Annotated in this window: 16 protein-coding genes; 11 read left to right on the top strand and 5 right to left on the bottom strand. The window is 36.8% G+C overall.

Annotated elements, in window-relative coordinates:
* Positions 1–143 precede the first annotated feature (143 nt).
* The 3 genes from epsC to ACY45D_RS11030 all read left to right on the top strand — a co-directional run bounded on the left by epsC (position 144) and on the right by ACY45D_RS11030 (position 4806).
* The gene (gene epsC / locus ACY45D_RS11040; RefSeq protein ID WP_463106796.1) at positions 144–1052 is read left to right on the top strand and encodes a serine O-acetyltransferase EpsC; all 909 of its coding nucleotides are present in this window, start codon (positions 144–146) and stop codon (positions 1050–1052) included.
* 403 nt (positions 1053–1455) lie between these two features.
* Positions 1456–4035 (top strand): ATP-dependent chaperone ClpB, encoded by a 2580-nt coding sequence (clpB, locus tag ACY45D_RS11035; RefSeq protein ID WP_463106795.1) that lies wholly within the window; start codon positions 1456–1458, stop codon positions 4033–4035.
* Between the two features lie 297 nt (positions 4036–4332).
* The gene (locus ACY45D_RS11030; protein WP_463106794.1) at positions 4333–4806 is read left to right on the top strand and encodes a hypothetical protein; all 474 of its coding nucleotides are present in this window, start codon (positions 4333–4335) and stop codon (positions 4804–4806) included.
* On the opposite strand, the gene rlmKL is transcribed toward ACY45D_RS11030, so the two are convergent.
* Positions 4803–7007 (bottom strand): bifunctional 23S rRNA (guanine(2069)-N(7))-methyltransferase RlmK/23S rRNA (guanine(2445)-N(2))-methyltransferase RlmL, encoded by a 2205-nt coding sequence (rlmKL, locus tag ACY45D_RS11025; RefSeq protein WP_463106793.1) that lies wholly within the window; start codon positions 7005–7007, stop codon positions 4803–4805. The two genes, ACY45D_RS11030 and rlmKL, sit on opposite strands and share 4 nt — an antisense overlap.
* 451 nt (positions 7008–7458) lie before the next feature.
* On the opposite strand from rlmKL, the gene ACY45D_RS11020 reads away from it, so the two are divergent.
* The 6 genes from ACY45D_RS11020 to ACY45D_RS10995 all read left to right on the top strand — a co-directional run bounded on the left by ACY45D_RS11020 (position 7459) and on the right by ACY45D_RS10995 (position 14057).
* The gene (locus ACY45D_RS11020; protein ID WP_463106792.1) at positions 7459–7818 is read left to right on the top strand and encodes a hypothetical protein; all 360 of its coding nucleotides are present in this window, start codon (positions 7459–7461) and stop codon (positions 7816–7818) included.
* A 302-nt stretch (positions 7819–8120) separates the two neighbouring features.
* Positions 8121–9137 carry an aspartate carbamoyltransferase catalytic subunit gene (locus ACY45D_RS11015; RefSeq protein WP_463106791.1) on the top strand — a complete coding sequence of 339 codons (1017 nt, stop codon included), beginning with the start codon at positions 8121–8123 and terminating at the stop codon, positions 9135–9137.
* A gap of 16 nt (positions 9138–9153) precedes the next feature.
* Positions 9154–10389, top strand: coding sequence for a dihydroorotase (locus tag ACY45D_RS11010; protein ID WP_463106790.1), 1236 nt, complete (start codon positions 9154–9156; stop codon positions 10387–10389).
* 193 nt (positions 10390–10582) lie between these two features.
* Entirely contained in the window at positions 10583–12127 is a 1545-nt protein-coding gene (locus ACY45D_RS11005; RefSeq protein WP_463106789.1) for an OmpA family protein, read from the top strand.
* A 233-nt stretch (positions 12128–12360) separates the two neighbouring features.
* Positions 12361–13137 (top strand): Rossmann-like and DUF2520 domain-containing protein, encoded by a 777-nt coding sequence (locus ACY45D_RS11000; protein ID WP_463106788.1) that lies wholly within the window; start codon positions 12361–12363, stop codon positions 13135–13137.
* A gap of 131 nt (positions 13138–13268) precedes the next feature.
* Positions 13269–14057, top strand: a complete 789-nt coding sequence (locus tag ACY45D_RS10995; protein WP_463106787.1) for a fatty acid desaturase family protein — start codon at positions 13269–13271, stop codon at positions 14055–14057.
* A gap of 79 nt (positions 14058–14136) precedes the next feature.
* On the opposite strand, the gene trmB is transcribed toward ACY45D_RS10995, so the two are convergent.
* On the bottom strand, positions 14137–14856 hold the full coding sequence (gene trmB, locus ACY45D_RS10990) for a tRNA (guanosine(46)-N7)-methyltransferase TrmB (protein ID WP_463106786.1): 720 nt from the start codon (positions 14854–14856) through the stop codon (positions 14137–14139).
* A 188-nt stretch (positions 14857–15044) separates the two neighbouring features.
* On the opposite strand from trmB, the gene ACY45D_RS10985 reads away from it, so the two are divergent.
* A complete protein-coding gene (locus ACY45D_RS10985) occupies positions 15045–17504 on the top strand; it encodes an ExeM/NucH family extracellular endonuclease (RefSeq protein WP_463106785.1) in 2460 nt (819 codons plus the stop codon).
* A gap of 60 nt (positions 17505–17564) precedes the next feature.
* On the opposite strand, the gene ACY45D_RS10980 is transcribed toward ACY45D_RS10985, so the two are convergent.
* The 3 genes from ACY45D_RS10980 to ACY45D_RS10970 form a co-directional block, all read right to left on the bottom strand.
* Positions 17565–19295, bottom strand: a complete 1731-nt coding sequence (locus ACY45D_RS10980) for a sensor histidine kinase (RefSeq protein ID WP_463106784.1) — start codon at positions 19293–19295, stop codon at positions 17565–17567.
* A gap of 344 nt (positions 19296–19639) precedes the next feature.
* Positions 19640–21586 carry a sensor histidine kinase gene (locus ACY45D_RS10975; RefSeq protein ID WP_463106783.1) on the bottom strand — a complete coding sequence of 649 codons (1947 nt, stop codon included), beginning with the start codon at positions 21584–21586 and terminating at the stop codon, positions 19640–19642.
* Complete coding sequence (locus tag ACY45D_RS10970; RefSeq protein ID WP_463106782.1) at positions 21532–22224, bottom strand: LuxR C-terminal-related transcriptional regulator; 693 nt, start codon at positions 22222–22224, stop codon at positions 21532–21534. Before ACY45D_RS10970 ends, ACY45D_RS10975 begins: the two co-directional genes overlap by 55 nt.
* Positions 22225–22709: 485 nt before the next feature.
* Between ACY45D_RS10970 and ACY45D_RS10965 the strand changes: the two genes are divergently transcribed.
* Positions 22710–23321: a glutathione binding-like protein gene (locus ACY45D_RS10965; protein ID WP_463106781.1), complete on the top strand. Its 612-nt coding sequence runs from the start codon at positions 22710–22712 to the stop codon at positions 23319–23321.
* Positions 23322–23424: the final 103 nt, after the last annotated feature.

Genomic DNA, 23424 nt, shown 5'->3' with positions numbered 1-23424 from the left:
TAAATGACGATTTTAAAATGGTTTTAAAAAGCTAAATCCAAATTTGAGATATGGATATACAAACAATGTTTATCTAAATCTGTGCGAATAAAATAAGATTTAGAGAGCAGAATTGAATAAAGAATTAAAACGCAGGCAAACCAATGACCCAGTGGAATATTCAAAATATCGTCGCAGAATTACAGCAAGCACGTCATGAGTGGCGTACACGACAAAAAAGTCTCAAAGATTTTGGCGGGAGAGAATTACCGTCGAAAGAAGAAATTCAAAAAATCATGAATGACTTGTGCGGTATTCTATTTCCAATGCGTTTGGGGCCACCTGATTTGCGTCAACAAAGTGAAAATTTCTATATTGCGCATACGCTTGAAAAAACATTATATGCTTTGCAAGAGCAGGTCAAACTGAATTTAACCTATGATTATAAATACAAAAAACATCATGAAAATGCCGATGTGATTGAGGTGCTTGCACAAAGCATGGTCAGTGAATTTGCACAAAAATTGCCAGAATTACGCCGTCTTTTAGATACCGATGTAATCGCTGCCTATGATGGCGATCCTGCGGCACGTAGTGTGGATGAGGTTTTGCTGTGCTATCCGGGGATTTTTGCAATTATTTATCATCGGATTGCACATGAATTTTATAAAAAAGATCTCTCTTTATTAGCACGTTTAATTGCGGAAATTGCACATTCTAAAACAGGTATAGACATCCATCCCGGCGCTCAAATTGAACAAGGCTTTTTTATCGATCATGGAACAGGTGTTGTGATTGGAGAAACATGTGTGATTGGTAAAAATGTACGCATTTATCAAGCGGTCACTTTAGGGGCGAAACGTTTTGAAGTGGATGAGTCAGGACGTTTGCAAAAGGAATATGCACGTCATCCTATCGTTGAGGATAATGTGGTGATTTATGCAGGGGCGACTATTCTTGGACGTATTACGATTGGGCATGGCGCTGTGATTGGTGGAAATGTTTGGATTACTCAAAGTATTGCACCAAACAGTGCCGTTTCTCAAAGTTCTGCAACGAAGTCGCAGGTATAAAAGGTAGATAAAAATGCTTAGAATCGTGAAATCACCTACAAGCTTCATATAAGATGACACGATTCACATATTTTTAAATTAATGTGCTGATCAATTGAACTCGAGCGAAATTGATCAAAAAGTTACCTAAATTCAACATTGTTCTTATTCTAAAATATTTCTAATTTGCTTACTCTAAGTATAAATAAACAACTTGAAAAGGATAACATTAAATCTCTTATTTTTCAGAATCACTGGCTTGAAAAAGAATAGATCAGCCCCCATGTTATAACTGATTTTCGTCTCCATTAAAGTCAATTAAGTTTTTGAAAAATATAAAAATAATTTAATATTATCATTGAAATTAAAAAAAGTGTTCCCATTTATTGTTCAAGTACAGAATTTGTTGTGAGGAATAACAAGAATGCGATTTGAAAAATTTACGAACCGCCTACAGCAAGCTTTATCAGATGCTCAATCTTTAGCGATGGGTAAAGACCATACTGCAATTGAGGGTATTCATATCCTATCTGCATTATTAGAAGAACCCTCTAATTTAAGTTTATTACAACAATCAGGTGCGAACTTACCTGAGTTAAAAAATAAACTGCAACAAGCATTAAATAATGCAGCAACGTTGAGTAATCCAACAGGGGATATCAACCTTAATCCTGAAGCCGTGCGTGCTTTAAATTTGGCAGATAGTTTTGCACAAAAAGCAGGAGATGAGTTTTTATCAACCGACTGGGTGATATTGGCTTTAGCTGAAACAGGTACAACCAAGACATTATTAAGTAGCGTAGGTGTAACGACTGACAAACTACGCAAAGCAATTGAAAACATTCGAGGTGGCGAACAAGTTATGGCAAATAACCATGAAGATCAACGTGATTCGTTAAATAAATACACCATTGACCTGACCGAACGTGCATTGTCAGGCAAACTTGATCCAGTGATTGGTCGTGATGAAGAAATCCGTCGCACGATCCAAGTCTTATCACGTCGTACTAAAAATAACCCAGTGTTAATTGGTGAACCGGGTGTGGGGAAAACCGCGATTGTTGAAGGTTTAGCACAACGTATTGTCAATGGTGAAGTGCCAGAGAGTCTGAAAGGTAAACGTGTTTTATCACTTGACTTAGGTTCATTACTGGCAGGTGCAAAATACCGTGGTGAGTTTGAAGAACGTTTAAAAGCAGTGCTGAAAGATTTGGCAAAATATGATGGTGAAATCATCCTATTTATTGACGAATTACATACCCTTGTCGGTGCTGGTAAAGGCGATGGTGCAATGGATGCAGGGAATATGTTGAAACCTGCATTGGCACGTGGTGAGTTACGTTGTGTAGGTGCAACGACTTTAGATGAATACCGTCAGTTCATTGAAAAAGATGCTGCTTTGGAACGTCGTTTCCAAAAAGTATTGGTGGATGAGCCTAGTGTAGAAGATACCATTGCGATTCTTCGTGGTTTAAAAGATAAATATGCAACGCATCATGGTGTGCAAATTTTAGACTCAGCGATTATTGCTGCTGCGAAAATGTCACATCGTTATATCACAGACCGTCAATTGCCTGATAAAGCCATTGACCTAATTGATGAAGCTGCATCACGGATCAAAATGGAAATTGACTCAAAACCTGAGCCATTAGACCGTTTAGATCGTCGTTTAATCCAATTGAAAATGCAGTTGGAAGCGGTTAAAAAAGACGCGGACTCTGTGAGTAAAGCCGAGGTTGCACATCTTGAGAAACAAATTGAAGAAGTGCAAAAAGAATATAGCGATTTGGAGGAAGTGTGGATTGCAGAAAAACGCTTAGTTGATGGCACCAATCAAGCACAGGTTGAGTTAGATAAAGCGCGTACAGCGTTTGAAAAAGCACAACGTGAAGGTGATTTAGCTGAAGCGAGTCGTTTGCAATACGGCATCATTCCAGAGTTACAAAAACGCTTGAATGAAGAAGAAGTGGCTGAAACGAATGAAGAACCTAAATTGATTCGTACCAAAGTCACTGAAAATGAAATTGCGGAAGTGGTCAGTGCGGCAACAGGTATTCCTGTAACGAAAATGTTGCAAGGTGAACGTGAAAAACTTTTACATATGGAAGAGTTTTTACACAATCGTGTGGTTGGGCAAGACGAAGCCGTGGTTGCAGTTTCCAATGCAGTGCGTCGTTCACGTGCAGGATTATCTGATCCAAACCGTCCAAGTGGTTCATTCTTATTCCTTGGGCCGACAGGTGTAGGTAAAACTGAGTTAACCAAAGCTTTGGCGAATTTCTTATTCGACAGTGATGATGCGATGATTCGTATCGACATGTCTGAATTTATGGAAAAACATTCAGTTAGCCGTTTAGTGGGTGCGCCTCCGGGCTATGTGGGTTATGAAGAAGGTGGTGTGTTAACTGAAGCCGTGCGCCGTAAACCGTATAGCGTGGTGTTATTTGATGAAGTTGAAAAAGCACATCCAGATGTATTTAACATCTTACTGCAAGTCTTGGATGATGGTCGTTTAACGGATTCACAAGGTCGAGTGATTGACTTTAAGAATACGGTGATTGTGATGACGTCAAACTTAGGCTCAAATGATGTACGTGAGTTGGGTGAAGGTGCGAGTGATGAAGACGTTCGTGCAACAGTGATGAATGCTGTATCTCAACATTTCCGTCCAGAGTTTATTAACCGTATTGATGAATTGGTGGTTTTCCATTCGTTGAAAAAATCACAAATTCGTGGCATTGCTGATATTCAATTGGATCGTTTACGCTCACGCTTAAATGATCGTGATATTGGTTTGAAAGTTGATGATCAAGCCTTTGATATTTTGATCGATGCTGGTTTTGATCCTGTTTACGGTGCGCGCCCATTAAAACGTGCAATCCAACAACAGATTGAAAATCCATTGGCGCAAAAGATCTTAGCAGGTGACTTTATTGTAGGAGACACCATTTTGATTAGTGCTGAGGATGGTCATTTGAACTTTGGAAAATTAAAATTAAGTTAATTCATGACTTAATTAGAAAACCTAGCTTCGGCTAGGTTTTTTTGTGTTTCATATTTAAGTGAGTAGAGCGAGGTATGACCTTGATTACAGCAGAGATCGGATTGAGCATGTTGCGATATTAAGACTTAAACGTGAATAGAACATTTCGAACTGTTTTGTAGTGAATTATAGATACATTGTGTAGTAAAATTTAAATAATAAATTTACCTATTATCGGGTTTTTCAGCAATTTATTGCAACAGCTGATAAAAATTGGTACTTTTTTGTACAGGAATAATAAAAAAAGGAAAGTAGATCATGTTGATCAATAATATGGAACAGTCTGATTATTTAAAAGTTATATGGGTAATGTTACTTGCATTAGGGGTATCGCAAGCACATGCGAAAAGCAAACTAGATGATGATAGTTTGTCTAATCAGGCGGATGGCATGGCTAAACTATCACCGATTATTATTAGTGCAGTTAAACAAGACTTGCAACAACCAATAGAAGAACAAAATAAAGTGCAGCAACAAATTGCTAAGCAACAATCAGACAAAGCCAAAAAGGATGAAATTTATTCTACAGTATTGACGGATTATGAATGGCAGAAAAAAGATCCAAATTCAAATAAAGCAACAGATAAATATCTAAAACCTTATGAAAAATATAAGTTTATAGAGATTGGTTATAACCCATACCAACGCCATGACGTCAGAATCACAACCGATGATCGCGTTACGATCTATATCGGTCATGAAATTGACGGTGTTGGCTTTGTAGGACATTAAACAGGGTGGTGTTTAATTTTCCATGCTCTATGGATTTTGGTATTGCGTTTGAAATCTAGCCCAATCGTTTCATTGGTAATTTCTTGAACGTCATACATGGCTTGAACTTCTTCATCCATTTCAAAACCACGGTAGTTATTTGAGAAATACAATGTACCCTCAGTGGTTAAGCGGTTCATGGCACGTTTTAATAGTGAATTGTGGTCACGTTGCACGTCAAAGGTACCATAAAACTTTTTAGAGTTAGAGAATGTAGGCGGGTCAATAAAGATCATGTCATATTGTTCATGACCTTCTTTTAACCATTCAAAACAATCACTTGAGAAGAATTGATGTTGTTCATCTGCATGGTCTACAGTTAAACCATTTAAAACAAAGTTTTCTTTAGACCAATTCAAATAAGTATTGGATAAATCAACACTGGTTGTACTTGCAGCACCACCTAAAGCGGCATGTAAACTTGCAGTAGATGTATAACTATACAAATTCAAGAAATGCTTACCCTTTGCTTCAGCAGCGATACGTAAACGCATTTGACGATGATCTAAGAATAAGCCGGTATCTAAATAATCTGTTAAATTGACCAGTATTTTTGCTTTACCTTCTTGAACGATAAAGCGTTTAGAAGCGGTGCTTTGTTTGGTATATTGAGTTTTGCCTTCTTGGCGAGCACGTGTTTTGATGAAAATCGCATCACGACCTAAACCTGTCACTGCTCGGATAGAGGATAAAGCAAGGTTAAAGCGTTTTTTTGCTTTTTCAGGATCAATGGTTTTTGGTGGAGCGTATTCTTGTACGTGTAAACGATCACCATACAAGTCAACTGCAACATTAAAATCTGGTAAATCAGCATCATAAAGACGTAAGCAATAGATATTTTCTTTTACAGCCCATTTTTTCAAAGCTTGCATATTTTTCTGCAAACGATTGGTAAAGTCTTCTGCACCTTCAATTTTTTCAAATTGTTGAGGTTGCCATGTTTCAAGGAATGGCTTCACCACAGTCGCAGGTTTAATATCGCCGAAACGAATGTAAATAGGTAATTTACCATTCATCAAACGTAAAATTTGTGGGTTATTCAAGGCTAAAACGTCAGCTTGCTCAACAGCCGCTGCAATCACCGCAGCATATTGATTTGGAAAATTCTTTTGTAAAAGGGCAGACAAACCAAGATATAAAGCACGATTCGAAGCTTTCTCACCTAAACGCTCACCATAAGGCGGGTTGGTGACGATAAACGAAGTTTTACCTTCAGCTTGAAAATCTGGCCAATCTGCTAGAGTACGTTCTTCAATTTGAATTTGATCAAGTTGTTGTTCAAAACCAGCGGCGATAATGTTTTGTTTTGTGGCTTTAACGGCTTCCCAATCTGCATCATAAGCATAAAATTTAGGTAATTCGCCTTCTAGAGCTTTTTGATGGCGATCAGCGGCTTCAGCTTTGATCGACATCCATAACTCATGGTCATGCCCATTCCAACCATTAAAACCAAAGCGACGAACCAGACCCGGTGCGCGATCGGTTAGAATCATGAGGGATTCAATGATGAATGTACCAGAACCACACATTGGATCTAAAATAATATCGGGATGACGTTGTTTTAACTTGGCTTTTTGCAAAATGGCAGCAGCAAGGTTTTCTTTGATCGGTGCATCTGTCATAAAACGGCGATAGCCACGTTTATGTAATGAGTCACCTGATAAATCTAAACAGTAAGTATGTTCTGTTTTACCTGCAAGGACATATAAAGTGATTTCAGGTTGTTTAATGTCAATGCTTGGGCGTTTACCCACAGCTTCCATAAATGAATCAACCACACCATCTTTTACACGTAAAGTGGCGAATTGCGTATTGACCTTAATATCACGTTCTACATGCAAGCGGATTGCAAACGTACTTTGTGGTGCAAAAATAAGAGACCAATCAAAGTTGATCGCACCTTCATATAGCTCTTCGGCGACATCACGAGCATCGTGAGTAAAATCAAGCTCATGTACATGAATCGGTGTAAGCACACGTGATGCAAGACGAGACCACATACATATGCGATAAGCATCTTCTAATTTGCCTTTAAAAACGAGTCTTCCGGGGAATCGTTCGATATTTTGAATACCTAAACCTTCAATTTCTTCTTGTAGTAAGGTTTCTAGTCCATCCGCACAGGTGACCCAATATGTAGAAAGACGTGGTTTCGAATTCATGAACAATTTCCAAAGACTGTAAAGCAATCTAATATTTTAACGTATTTTGATGACGAAAACTTGAGGTTTGATCAAGGAATAGGAATTTTTTGGAGAATTCAGCTTAATTTTAGAGAGGATTGAAAACATTCAGCTGAAATTGAGCCGTTACAATACGTGTAATGAAACCTGTTATATCCTTTAGAATACACAATAAGTCACATTAAAAGCAGTAAGTAAAATCTGTTTATATCCTAGATATGAAAATAACCTTGAATAGCTTAATGAGTTTTTGAATGATCCAGTATTTTAAATAAAACTAATAAGTATATAAAATTTATATAAATATTATTTTGAAAATTTGTTTGTTTTTACTTTTTGGTATGCAATTTGCTTATTAGCTTACCGTGTTGGTTCGTAAATTGATTTGTTTTTTTTAATTGAAATTTAACTTAATTTATTTGGGGTTTTTATGCAAACAGTATCTCCTAATGGTTTTGAAGCACATTCAGAAGCTTTTTCAATTGCGACATTGATTTTAGCACGCTTAAGACGTGTCGCAGGGCGTGTGATTGATGTGATGTATTTGGTCGAAAATAAAAGCTATGCCCAGTATGTTGTCGATATGTCTTTGCAAACCCAAGACATTGAATTAAAAAGACATGCTTTACGCTTACAGCATTTACTCGATCAGGAAGAACCTGAAATACCTGTAGAATCGGTAAGAACAATGCAAGCCACTCAAGATGAAGAAGAATATGTTTCTGGTGCAACTGAGGAAGAAATTTACCGTGCGCAAGTTTCACATCACTATATTGGTGCATTGAGATAAATGTTAATTCTTATACAGCTCTAGATTTCTGTAATTTAGAGCAATATAAGGTATTTAAAATCATCAAACCAATGGATAGCATTGGTATAGATGCAATATTTTTTAGGTGTATTGCACGATCATCTATGGAGTATGCTTCATTGTTCTATTAGGCATTCATAAATTTTAAAATAAATCTAATGGATTGAATATAAATGACTTATTTCATAGTATTAAAATAATGATTATTTGTCTAAATCTTCATCTGCCAAAGAAAAATAAAATCTGTATAATACCTTAACTTAACATGTAAGGAATCTCTCATGCACTTGGCGGCATTGCATACTCCGAGTCAGATTCAACTCAACCAAGATGGACATTTAAAACATTTCCTCACCATCGAAGGTCTTTCCAAACAAACACTTACAAAAATATTGGACACTGCACAGTCCTTTTTTAATGACCAAAATCAACTCATTACCAATAACCTTTTAGAAGGTCGTACAGTGATGAATTTGTTCTTTGAAAATTCTACACGTACCAGAACAACTTTTGAGGCCGCAGCCAAACGTCTATCAGCCAATGTTTTAAATATTGATATTGCCCGTTCAAGCACCTCAAAAGGGGAAACATTGCGTGATACGCTTTGGAACCTTGAAGCGATGGCCGCAGATATTTTTGTGGTGCGTCACTCTTCATCTGGAGCGGCGCATTTTATTGCTCAAACTGTTTGCCCGCATGTTGCAATCATCAATGCAGGCGATGGACGTCATGCGCATCCAACCCAAGCCATGTTGGATATGCTCACCATTCGCCGTGAAACCAAGAAAAAATTTGAAGACATGAGCGTTGCCATTATCGGTGATATTAAACATTCACGTGTGGCACGCTCTGATATTGCTGCGTTGCAAACTTTAGGATGCAAAGATATTCGTGTGATTGCGCCAAATACACTCTTACCGTTGGGTTTTAGCGAGTTTGGTGAAGGCGTGCGCTTGTTTAATCATATGGAACAAGGCATTCAAGACTGTGATGTGATTATTACCTTACGTATTCAAAATGAGCGTATAGATTCCCCAGCACTTTCTTCTCAAGCTGAATTTTACAAAATGTATGGCTTAAACAAAGAACGTTTGGCAATGGCAAAACCAGATTGTATCGTGATGCATCCGGGGCCAATGAATCGTGGTGTAGAAATTGATTCAAGTATTGCAGATGGGCCACAGTCGGTGATTCTTCAGCAAGTGACCAATGGTATTGCTGTGCGTATGGCTGTATTAGCATTATCAATGCAAGGTCAGTTACAAGAAAAAGGTTTGTTAGAAGCGATTGCAGTTTAAGGTGAGAGATAAAGTCATGAGTATTGTAAAAATTGAAAATGTACGTGTCTTAGATCCGATCAAAAAAACTGACAGCGTAGAAACAGTTTATATTGAAAATGGGAAGATCGTTGCTGCTTCAGATGCCGTAACTGAAACGGTGAATGGTCAAGGCAAATGGTTAATGCCAACCATGGTTGATTTGTGCGCCCGTTTGCGTGAGCCGGGACAACAACAACATGGAACATTAAAGTCTGAAGGTAAAGCTGCGCGTGATAATGGTATTTTACATGTTATTACACCACCAGATTCAAAACCAATCGTGCAAGACAATGGTGCTTTGATCCATGGGCTTGTTGAAAAAGCCATGCTCGATGGTGGTATCTATTTACAGGTGATTGGTGCGCAAACACAGGGTTTAAATGGTAAACAACCTGCAAATATGGCAGGTTTGAAAAAGGGTGGTTGTACGGCTGTTTCAAATGCCTATGCGTCTTTTGAAAATGACGATGTGGTGATTCGCACATTGGAATATGCAGCAGGTTTAGACATGACTGTTGTGTTCTATCCAGAAGAACCTCAGATTGCTAAAGATGGTTGTGTGCATGAAGGTTTTGTTGCATCACGTCAAGGCTTGCCGATGATCCCTGCAATTGCAGAAACCATTGCCATTGCTAAATATCTGTTGATGGTTGAAATGACGGGTGTCAAAGCACATTTTGGACTTATTTCAGCAGGTGCATCTGTCGAACTGATTAAAATTGCCAAAGAGAAAGGTTTGGCTGTAACAGCAGATGTTGCAATGCATCAGTTACATCTTACCGATCAGTTGATTGATGGTTTTAATTCTTTAGCACATGTGCGCCCGCCGCTACGTGCTGAAAAGGATAAAGCGTTATTACGTCAAGGTGTAAAAGATGGTGTGATTGACTCAATTTGTACGCACCATGAGCCTTTAAGCAGTTCAGCAAAACTTGCGCCATTTGCAGAAACATTACCTGGAATGACCGCATTTGATACTTATGTCCCATTTGGTGTGCAGTTGGTCAATGAAGGTGTTTTTGAGCCTTTGGAATGGGTTGAAAAAGTGACCCTTGCTCCTGCAAAAGTTGCCAATATGGTAGATCGTTGGTGTCAAGAGTCTGGATGGATATTGGTTGATCCTGAATTAGAATGGATTGTTTCTAAAGAAAGTATTATTTCTCAGGGTAAAAATACGCCGTTAATTAATCAAAAAGTTCGTGGTAAAGTGATTCAAACTTTTATTGCTTAATTTTGATTGTATATTTTTATCGATTTAAGTCAGCTTCGGCTGGCTTTTTTATACATTATTTTATGTCGTGTTGAGAATATGTTTTAACTACAAAAAACTATTATAAATCTGATTACTTAATAACTAGAATAAAAACGGTCAATAACTGATTCTATTATTACAAAACAACAATGACACAGGAGTGTTCAGTATTATGAATATTATTGAGCTGTTAAAAGAAAAAGTGACATCAAAATTATTACAGGGTGATAACCAGTTTCAAGACGAGAAAATAGGTGCGCTTGCTGCTTTTTATCCTATTTTACTCACGGTACTCAAATCTAAACCTGAATTAATAAGTACATTGCAGCAAAGTTTGAATCCACGTTTAAGCGATGTGTTTAATCATAATTCAGAGTCAGTTAGTGATTTTTTAGGATTGGTTGGTGGTGATGCCCCACCGAATGAAATTGAAAAAACTTTAAATCATGCTATTTCACCGACGCTATTTTTACTTGAAGATCAAGCAGGTACAGATGATAAAATCGTAATCTTTGATTTAATTAAATCGCAATGGTCAAATATTGAAGCGGCATTGCCAGCATGGGCGTCAGGGTTGTTTTCGGCAATTGGTCTTAGTGTTGCGGGCTTAGGTTTTGCTTCGCAAGCTCAAGCTGCACCTGCGGTTGAAACGATTATTCCTACACCACCTGTAGAACCTATTGTTGCCGCACCTGCACCACCAGAGCCTTCATCAAATCATCAAGTGACAAGTGAATCAGAGCCTAAAAAATCAAATCTTTTTCTAACCGCCTTGATTGCTTTATTAATTTTAATCCTTTTGGCTTTTTTATTATTAAGAAGCTGTAAAAATGATGATAATGCAACCGCACCGCTTAATCAGGCGACTGCAACTGCTCAGCAACCTGCACATTTTCAAATTACCACAGACCCGCAAGGTGGACTTGTAACATGCTCAGCCAAAATTGGAAATGAAGAATTCACGACAGCTTTACAGAATGAAGTAAAACAAATTTTTAGTCATAGCGTCGGTTGTGGTATCGATTCAAGCCAAACGTTCAATGCTGAATTAATTGATCAAAACTCTTTGGTGAGTGTGTTGAAACTAGTGAAAGGTATTCCAAATGCTTCTTTGACTTGGACAGGGAATGAAATTTTGTTACAAGGCGCAGATCAAGCAACATTACAAGCGTTGGCTGAAAAGATTAAACCCTTAGTCAAAGATATCAATGTTGTGGTGCAACAACCATTAAGTGAAAGTGAGGCGGTTTCATCTAGTATTGATCAAGCGAAACAGGCATTGCAAGGGATTGACCCAAGTAAAGCACGTGCATTAGATATCGCGACAGCATTGAACATGCAAATCATCAATTTTGCGAGTGGTTCAAATTCAATTCCAGATGTGAATAAACCGATTCTCGATCAAGCTGCGGCACTCATGAATCATTTACCAAATGTACAGTTACTCATTAAAGGCTATACAGATTCAGTGGGTAATGCAGATGCCAATAAAGTCTTATCACAAAAACGCGCACAAGCTGTTGCAGATTATTTAATGAGTAAGGGTGTTTCTCCAGACAAATTATTGGCGCAAGGTTTTGGACAAGAAAATCCAGTAGCGAATAATGCAACCAAAGAAGGGCAATTTAAAAATAGACGTATTGAATTTGAAGTGACCAATACTGAAACAGGTATTACCCGTGAAGTCTCTGAAGAAGGTATTGAGAAAAAACAATAAATAATTTTCTATAGAGAGAAAGCCCTTAATCGATTAAGGGCTTTTTTAATTTGCATGTTTAGTTTATTTATTCGATAAATGATTTGATTCAGATTAAATGTGAATCAAGGATTTATATCCTTTCGATCTATTTTGAGTGATTTATAAAAAGTATATTTTGGAACACGTTGATTCATGTGCTTTTTATTGGCATGCTGTAAAGTCATTAAGCTCGATGAGTATTTAGATTGAATATGCGTATCAGTTTTATTGGCTCAGGCCGTGTCGCTCATCACCTCGCTAAGCAACTATCAAAACAGCATCAAATCATACAAATTTTTAGTCGTGATATCGTACATGCACAAGAACTGGCTGAACAATGCCATGCGCAAGCCATTCAAAATTATTCACAATTTGACAATCATATTGATTTACTCATCATTGCTGTGAGTGATCAAGCAATTGCAGACGTCATTCAAAAGACTAGTCCCTATCTTGAAAATGTGCTGATTGTACATACTTCAGGAAGTACTCACTTGGATGTACTGAGTCAACAGCATGCACGCTCAGGTGTATTTTATCCTTTGCAGACGTTTAGTTTGGAACGTGACATTGATTGGTCGAATACGCCGTTATTTGTAGAAGCAACACAAGTAGAGGATTTGCAAATATTAACTGCACTTGCAAATAGCCTAAGCAATTGCGTTTATACCTACAATTCTGCGCAACGTTTAAGTTTACATTTGGCTGCGGTATTTGCTTGTAATTTCAGTAATTATTGTTATGACATGGCAAAGCAGGTGGTCGATGCTGAACAGGTCGATTTTAGTTTGCTGTATCCTTTAATTTTAGAAACAGCCAGTAAAGCGACACAAAATAATCCTAAAGCAATGCAAACAGGCCCTGCGATGCGTGGTGATCAGAATATCCTCAATATGCATATGAATATGCTAGAAAATGCAGGACGACAGGATTTAAAACAAGTGTATGAGATATTGAGCCAAGGTATTCAAACGAGGCAATCATCTTAATAGCGTAGATTGCATCATTTATTGGGTAAATCAAAATCGAGTTTGATCACCGACAAAATTTAAAACAGCTTGAATATTGAGATTGTTGTTTATATATTGAACGGGTTCAAAATTAAATAATTAACGATAAAATGAATATTCATCAAAGATTATTAAAAGAAGTTGATTGGAAGGATTTGGTTCAACTGAACCCAAAAGATGTTTGGTCGGAACTGCTTATTTCACTTCCTTGGTTATTGTTATCATTGTTTTTTGCTCAGCAGACTTGGTATGTTCCAGCGCTCTTTTGTTCCTTCATGTTCTTTTTAACTGGGCTACGCCAAGTTCATAATGCATTTCATTTTGCCTTAGGGATCAGTCGAGAAAATACGCATTGGGCAATGTTTATTTTAAGTATTTTAATGTTGGGTTCAATGCATGCAGTGCAGATTAATCACTTGCGCCATCATCAACATTGTATGCAAGATGAAGATGTAGAAGCCAAAAGTGCAAGAATGAAATGGTGGCAAGCCTTACTGTTTGGGCCAATTTTCCCTGTGATGTTGCATAAAAAAGCTTTTGAGGTGGGTACAGCAACTCAACGCAAATGGATGATCGCTGAGTTATTTGCCAATATTATTGTTTTAATCGCCGTTTTTATGTTCTTCGATGTTACTGTTTTAAAATATCATTTTATCGTCATGCTCATCGGTCAATGCATGACCGCTTTTTTTGCTGTTTGGACAGTACATCACGATACAGAAGATCATGTTTATATGGCTCGGACAGTCCGTAATGAATTTAAACGCGTCGTGACTTACAACATGTTTTACCATGTGGAGCATCATTTATTTCCCGCTGTGCCGACACGACATTTACATATTTTGGCAAAACGTTTAGATGAATATGATCCAAGTGTCGAGATTCGGGAAGTTTTTTGATTTTATGATGATTTAGCTTATAAAAAAGCTGCAACCTATGTTGCAGCTTTTGCGTAATGTTGAAACTCAAATCGTTGGGTTAATTTATTTTCTTAAAAATAAAGTCATTGATCTTGTGACCCGATTCTATTCCACGACGTTCAAATTTAGTCTGAGGACGCCATTCAGGACGTGGATAACTATTGCCTTTACCTGCTAAGTTTTCTAGACGTGGACGATTATCCAAAACGTCAAGCATCCACTCAGCATACGGTTCCCAATCTGTTGCAGCATGGAAAGTTCCACCGATTTCCAACTTTTCTTCAACCAAAGGCATACGGTCATGTGAAACAAAACGACGTTTGAAGTGACGTTTCTTTTGCCATGGATCAGGGAAGTACAATTGAATAGTGTTGATACTATTGTCAGGCATTTCACGAAGTACTTGAATCGCATCTGCATCTAAAACACGTAAGTTTTTGACTTCAGCCATACCAGCTTCATACACACATTGAGCAATACCCGGAACATGCACTTCAATACCAACAAAGTTACGTTCAGGGTTAGCCTTTGCCATAAGCACCAATGAACGGCCCATACCAAAGCCAATTTCAACCGTCAGTGGGCGTTCAGGGTGTTCAAAATGTTGACGTAAATCAGCAACAGGGTATTCCAAAATTAAATCACGATGCTGTTCAAGCGCAGTACGTTGTGATGTATTTAGCGGAGCAGACCTGCGCATAAATGTCACAATTTCACGGTGTTCTTGTAAATTATCTAAATCTACAACTTGTTGTGCTTCAATTTGATCGTTTGACATCGTTTTGGCAATACTAAAAATCTAAAAGGCGTATTGTAAGACCTGATTGAGGCAAGTCAAATTTTTTATCCAATCTTTAGATAAATTGAATCTATGATGTATAAATGTTAAATTGTCATAAAATATTCACCATGCTGTCATTAATAAAAATTAATCTGCTTTAAATTTCAACAAACGTTAAAAAAATTATGAAAATATTAAAACCACATTCTTTATGCCTAAGCTTAGCGTTATTGGGTTGTTCATTTTCAAGCTATGCACAGTTGATGTTTAGTCAATATATTGATGGTACAGCAAACCGTAAGGGCTTGGAGATTTATAATCCTGATGGTAATGCTGTCAATTTATCTGATTATGAAATTCAACAATTTAGTAATGGATCAACCAGTAAAAGTTTTTCTGTAACTTTACAAGGTTCATTGTCCAGTAAGGCTAAATTTGTTGTGGGTCGTTCAGAACTTCAAGCAGAGATTGGTAATAAAGTGAATCAAGTTGCGGGTTTATCTTTCAATGGTGATGATACTTTGGTGCTGTTATACAAAGGTACGTCAATTGACCGTTTTGGTAGAGTTGGAGAAAAACCTACAAATAACGGTTGGGGGACAGCGATCACCAGTTATCAAAATAGCCTAAGCAGAATTAAAAGCAAAAATGATGTGACCTCAATCGATCTGTCTGCTTCATTTGATTTAGACAATGAGTGGTCTAAATGGTCAGAGCGCAATGCATTCAATCAATATTTGACTGATGCAACAACGCTTCCGCCATTAACTTCAGTCAGTTGTAGCACTGTGGATACACCTATCGCCGACTTACCAACAGCAGCGCAGGATCAACAATATGTGATTAGAGGTGTCATTACCGCAGATTATCGTTATGAAAATGGTTTTTCGGGTTTATATATTCAAACACCTGACAGCAAAGCCAAAGCAGATTTAAGTAATGCAATCTTTGTTTATTTACCTGCTGGAAGCACTGTCACTGGTGGGAAAGTTGGTGAGGAAGTCATTCTTAAAGGGCGTTTAACAACCTACCAAAACCAATTACAAATTGATCAGCTGAGCAGTAATATTCAAACCTGTAATATGCAAGCTGCAAGTCTTGTGAGTGCAACGCCACTGCAATTACCATTCTCAAGCTTAACCGATGTAAAAGGTCATGCACCTAAGCGTTACCAAGGTATGTTGGTAAAAATACCGCAAACCTTAACAGTCAGTGAAAACTACAATTATGGACGTTTTGGAGAATTATCGCTCAGTTTAGGACGCCTATATATTCCAACGAATTTATATCCTGCCAAGTCAGTTGAAGCGGTCAATTTGGCAAAACAGAATCTATTGTCAAAAATTATTTTAGATGATGGTTATAACAATCAAAATAGAACGCCGTGGTTGCCGCAAAGTTTTAATGCATTAAATACCTTAAGAACAGGCTATCAACTGAAAAATGTAGAAGGGATTTTAGAATACCGCTTCAATGCATGGCGTATTCAACCCATTCCAAATAAGACACCAGAGCTTGTAAGCGATACCAATCTACGTCAATCAACTGTCATTACAAAAGAAACAAAACAAACCCGTGTAGCTGCATTTAATGTGCTCAATTATGACAATTCGCCTTTAATTGGGGTCAAACCTGACCGTGGTGCCAATACTGTTTCAGAGTTTAATCGTCAGCATTTAAAAACGGTGAATGCGCTTAAAACCATCGATGCTGATGTCTTTGCCTTGATGGAAATTGCAAATAATGGTTATGCTGAAAATAGTGCAGTTGCTTACTTAACCAAAGCTTTAGGTGCAGATTGGAAATATGTTATTCCACCAAATACTGCAAAATTAGGAACAGATGTGATTGCTGTAGCGATTATCTATAACAGCAAGCGAGTAAAATCTGTAGGTGCAGCTGTAGTTTATGATGATTTAACTCAGAAAAATCGGGTCACAATGGCGCAAAGTTTCCAAGCTTTATCAGGTGGAAAAATCTTTACTATTGTACCAAATCATTTGAAATCTAAAGGAAGTTGTCCCGAAGACAAGACTTTGGCAGATGCAGATCAAGGTGATGGGCAGGGGTGTTGGAATCAAACACGTTTAACAGCTGTACAAAAGTTAATACAATGGATCGCAACCAATCCAACTAAAGTTGAGAAGCCTAACTATTTATTGGTGGGTGATATGAATAGTTATGCCAAAGAAGACCCAATTTTGGCATTGGAAAAAGCCAACTATAAAACATTGCTCAATGATGAAAAAATTGGACAAGGGAAAACGGCTTATAGCTATGTTTTTGGTGTGGCAAGTGATGCAAATGGCAATGGTGGCGCAGGCAATTTGGATCATGCGATTGCAGACTCAAGTCTCTATCCGCTGGTTAAACGTGCTTTTGCATGGCATATCAATGCAGATGAACCTACTGCATTGGACTACAATGAAGAATATAAAACCGATGAGCAAATCAGTGCATTTTATAATGCTGATGCATTTCGATCATCGGACCATGATCCAGTGATTGTCGATCTTGATTTGAATGATTCAAATTCTACAGAGGCAGATGCAAAACGTAGCAGTGGTGGTAGTACAGGTTTATGGTCTGTATTGGGATTAATATTCTTAACAGTTACTTCAACACTGAGACGTCATAAAAAATAGTTTGTGGCTTGCTATTAAAAATCAAAAGCATCAATAGAGAAGTGTCAGCACTTCTCTTTTTTATGTCGCTAAAGAAAATGGAATGCTCACTTTTAATAATGTTTGATTCGCTAGCGAGTCGATTTCAAATCGTCCACCAAGTCGTTTGACTCGTTGTTGCATACTGTGTAATCCAACATGTAACCCTGCCTCTACTTGAGCAGGATCAAAGCCAATACCATTGTCGGAAATTTTTAAAATTAAAAATTGTTCATTTTCAGTAAGGGAAAATTCTACTTGGCTTGCATGACTATGTTTGATGATATTGGTTAATGCTTCTTCGGCAATACGTGCCATGGTTAAGCACTGTAGTGCAGTCGGCTGAGTTTGCCAGCTTTCACCCAATATCCATTTAGATTGAATACCAAACTCTTCGAACATTTGCACAAAACGATGTCGTAAAGGGGCGACCCATTGAATAGGGTTTTTAGGAATCTTTGTATCTAGGCATGAGCCAAAATCGATGGTTTGACGTAGATCATTGCGCAATAATTTTAAGATTGACAGCATTTGTTTTTTTTCAATGTGATCATTGTTTTCAAGTAACATCATTGAGCGAGAGATGGAACCGCCTAAGCCATCGTGTAGATCATGTGAAAGATTGATTCTTTCTTGTAATTTCGCATTTTCCAAAGCCAGTTGATGTTGATTGTTTAATGAGCTGAGAAGTTCATTTTTAGCCTCAACAATACGCTTCTCAAGTGTTTGATTAAAATGAGCAATACTTTTTGCATTATTGGCAAGTCTGAACGCAAGTATAAAACCAATTAATAAGGTCCCAATCGGTGAGGTGTAGGGCGACAAAATGTGTCCTTTTAATGTCATGATATAAATTGCATCATTAATCACGATAGGAATAAAAATTAAATATTGAACAGCTAAAATGTAGGTCTCTTTTAATTTTGATTGATAAGCGATAAATGGATAAGTTAGACATTTTAATAAGAAAATAATCACACAACTAATAAAGATAAAATTTAATAACTTAGGGGTATATTGCTCAGGTAAGAAGAAAATACAGAATATGGCTAAGCCACAGCAAATGAATAAAATCGATTCGATATATGGAAATTTTTTATTGGCAAGTCGCCAAGCAGCGATACAACCTGATATTGTGGAAAAACAAAAAATAGAAATACAAATACGATCTAAATTGATACTTGCTAAACCAAATATGGGTTCTTGTCGCATCATTCCCCATACGTAGATCATCCAACCTATTCCCACAAAACCAAACCATTTAAAGGCTTTTTCTGTTGGATTAACTGCCCAAACCATCAAGCAAAAAATGCCCATAATGAAGTTAATAATAAAACTCAGGACAGGTGAAATACGCTTTTCAAGTAAATTTCGATCATAAATCTTCTTCATTTGGGAATGTTCACCCAAGAAAAGTTGACCTAAACCTGACTTTTGAGTTGAAGTCCCTATGACTTTAACCCAAAGATAGTTTGTACCTTGTTTTAAACTCGAAGCAGGCAAGACCCAATAGCGAGGGGTATGCCAACTACGTGAAAGTGGTTCTTTTAAATTTTGATCTTTCCAAAGAAACTCATGATTTAAATAGAGTTCTCCAGCCATATTAATATTTTGAATGACGAGCGTGATAGGTGTGTGTTTCTGTTTAGTTGGGCATTGATATTGCCAAGTGATTTTATACCAAGCACTTGTATTGTAGTTCTCCCATCTTTTATCCCAATAATCAGGCAGAGTGAGGACATTCACCCAACCTGATTGGGGTAATTCACTCATATTATTCGCATTAGATTTGATGACGTGTATGGCGGAAATTAAAGCTTGGCAATTTGTGTTTTCTTGGGACGTGATGTCATCGGCATATACATGTTGAATGACAAAGAAAGATAGCGTAATGAAACTGATGTAGATTATCCAATGGTATAAGCTACATTTTATATAACGCTGATCTTTAGGCATTTAACTTTTCTCCAGAGGTGTAAAAGTCTTGAAAATGCTTAAGTTGTATGACTGTTTGGCATCAATGAAATATGATTATTATCACGTTTTGTCTATAATATACACAATTTATGGAAATAATGGATGAATTGTTATTTATTGTATGAAAGTTTAGGCTCGTTTTATGCCGTACCTCTGGGCTTGTACGGCACAGTCGCACGAATCACGGTTAAGCCCGTCTTCGAATGAATCTCAAACTCGCCTCCAATTCTTTTTACGCGGACTTGCATGCTTTGTAAGCCGACATGTAAACCTTGTTGAACGGTAGTCACAATAAAGCCTTGACCATTGTCCTTTATTTCTAAAATGAGTTTTTGGTTGTCATCTTCAATTAGCGAAATCTCAACTTTTGTAGCCTGGCTGTGTTTCACAATATTGGTCAGCGCTTCTTCGGCAACACGGGATAACGTTAAACAATGTAGAGGATGGGGGATATTTTTCCAATGATTGGCAAGCGTCCAAGTGGACTGAATATCCATTTCTTCAAATAATTGTACAAAGCGATGGCGTAGTGGTGCGACCCACAAGATCGGACTTTCTGGGACTTTTGCACCTACGCTAGAACCTGAATCAATAACTTGCCTTAAATCATTTCGTAAGAGTTTGAACATGGACATGACTTGAGGTTTTTCAACTTTTTCTGAATGTTCCAATAAAATCATTGAACGAACAATTGAACCGCCTAAACCATCATGTAAATCATGCGCGAGATTTAAACGTTCTTGCAAGCGCATATTATCTATTTCTAGTTGATGTTTTTTTTCTAAGGATTGTTCTAAGTCAAAAGTGACTGTTTCTACCGTTTCTTTTAATGTTCGATTAAACTTTTCGATATGACGCATATTTTTCGCAAGACGCCAAGCGAGAATAAAAGAAATTGCTAAACTGGTAATAGGTGCTGCAAAAGGTGTCCACATCATTTCATTGTATTGTTTTAAATATAGTAAATACACATCATGGCAAACAATGATAATGAAAGAAAAGAAGACCGCTGCAAGTAAATAAATATCAAATTTACGTTTTTTAAATGCAATCCATTGAATAAAAACACAATTGGCAATAAAAATAAAAATGCTATAGAAAAAAGCACTACTCAGCGCAAACACGAGATAGTGTTTTGGTGTAAAGAGTAAAACACCAGTAAATATAAGGGTTAGTGCAAACAGAATTTTTTCTAAGGTGACAAATATAATATTGGCAAATCGCCATACAAATAAGCAAAGTGTGTAGGCATAAGCCACTAAAAAAATAAGATTCAATCGTGAATGGATTAAACTGTCGGTAAATGGAAAAGGTTCAGTAATCAGTACATTACAAATAAACAGTGACCAGAAAAAACAATTTAATGCAAACCAGCCAAAAGCAACTTCTTGACGTCTAAATACCCAAATTAAAAAGCTGGTTGTCCCAAAAACAAAGGTAATCAGTAAATTGACTAAATAGAGTGTTCTACGTTCGAACATGAGCTTTTCATGTGTATTGCTGATGCTCTCAACATTACCAATATTCACTGTTCCCAAACCTGAATTTTGCGAGGCAACACCAACGACTCTGACTAAAATTTCATTACGACCATCATTTAATGACGTTGAAGGCAAAACCCAATAACGTGGCATATTCCAGCTACGTGATAAAGGTTTGACCAAAGATTTATCATGCCAAATCAGTTCATTATTACTATATACAATTCCTGCAATAATGATTCGGTCAATCAGTAAAGCCAAAGGACGGTTTTCTTGGCCTTCAAGACATTGATATTCCCAAACAATGCGATACCAAGCAGATCCTGAATAGTTAGGCCAACGTGTTTCCCAGTTATCAGGTAACTGGACATCTTGCCAGCCTTGTTTGGGGACTTTTGCTAAATTTTCATCCGCTTTAACCACTTGCGTTGTTAAAATTTTTACAGTACATGGGTTATTGTGGTTATTAAAATCAGTTTCTAATAATGTTTCGGCAAACAAATTTTGTGTAAAACTGCAAAGAATACAAATAAAAACAAAGCAGTGTAATACTAATAGAGTATTCCAAGATTTCGGGCAGTGTCGATTGCTTTGGCTCTGTTGCATACTGCAAGTTTCCGATAAATATGTTTAATATGAGATTCAACTGTGTATCGTGATAATGTCAGTTGATCAGCAATTTCTTTATTACTTAAACCTTGTGCGACGAGTTCTAATATTCCCGATTCTCGTTTTGAAAGAACGTCATTATTATTCGTTAATTTTGAATCACTTAAACTTTTATTAACAGATTTTTTTTCATTAAATTGTAATTGTTTTAGAATTTTCTGAGCAATAAATGGATCAATCGGTGCGCCACCACGTAAAACACTACGTATAGATAATGATACTTCCAAATCATCTCTTTCTTTTAGGACATAACCTGTCGCACCTGCACTTAATGCATTCAGAATAGAATCTTCGGTACTCCACGCTGAAATTACAAGAATAGTGATGGTTGGATCATAGTTTTTTAATGTTTCAATAAAATCAATCCCACTGCCATCAGGTAAACCTAAATCTACAAGTGCAAAGGATGCTGAATAAAGGTGTAGTTGCACATTGGCTTGAGCTAAATTTTGCGCAAAATATAAATCTGATATTGAATAGCCAATATTGATTAATATATCCGTGAGTCTTTTTTGTATCAGAGGTTCGTCTTCTACAATGATGACAGGAACAGGTAAACTTAACTCATTGTTCATGATGTAAAAAACTCATCAATGTTTATTTGTGTATTTTTTCAGGTATTGGCAAGTTTTGCTATACCTGATAATAGGTATTTTTATTCAGAAACGTAAGTTTTTCTAAAAAATGTTGTGCTAATATGTTCTAATTAAATCACTTTTATTGATAAATAGACATTGATATGGTTAATTTGTGAGAAAAATTTAACAATTTTTTGGCTTATTTTTGTAGCAAATTTCACAATTTAAAATTGTATAAATAATGTACCAAAAACTTCATTTTTTCTGCGTATTTTTTAAAGTTTTCATCATTTTTAAAGATGTGTATGTTAAAACAACATTTAGACAACTTTGACTTGAAAAAGTATTCATTTTATTGAATATTCAAGTTGTATCTTATTTATAAATAAATTTTACGCTTATTTGCAATTTTCACGTTTTTAAACTTGAAATTGCTCCATAAGCCATTTAAAACTGAAACAGTCATATAACAAGGATTAGATATGAAGTTGTATTATTCCCCAGGTGCATGTTCTTTAGCTGCCCATATTTTACTCAACGAAATTAATGTTGATTTTGATTTAGAGCGTGTAGATTTAAAAACCCATAAAACAGAAAAAGGGGCAGACTATTACGAAATCAATCCAAAAGGATATGTCCCTGCACTGGAAATCAATCCAGGTTTGGTTTTAACTGAGAATGTTGCTGTGCTTCCATTCATTGCACAGCATGATCCAAAACAGGATTTAATTCCTCCATCAGGCTTAGGACGTGCCAAAGTGTTGGAATGGCTGGGTTATCTAAACTCTGAATTACATGATGAATATGCTGTTTTCTTTGTCCCTACAGTAACAGAAGAAGAAAAACAAAGAGGTTATGAGACGATCGATAAAATGTTGCGTTATATCGATGATTATCTTGGTGAATCTGAATATGATTATTTGGTGAATGACCGATTTGGCCCAGCAGACGCTTACTTATTTGTGCTGACAAATTGGTCAAATGCAATTCATCATGATCTTACACCATTCACAAATATTGTTGCTTTACGCAATAAAGTTGCTGAACGTCAATCTGTACAAATTGCAATGCGTGATGAAGGTTTGATTCCTTAATTGATATAAAAGTAATCATAAAGCATCTAATAAGCTAGGGGCTTAGGAAGCTAAATTGATTCAGCTTTAGATGATTTGAAAATGGAGCTTTAGTGCTCCATTT

It is taken from the genome of Acinetobacter sp. BZX-2 (genome assembly GCF_055179795.1).
This window is presented reverse-complemented; position numbering and strand designations above follow the sequence as displayed.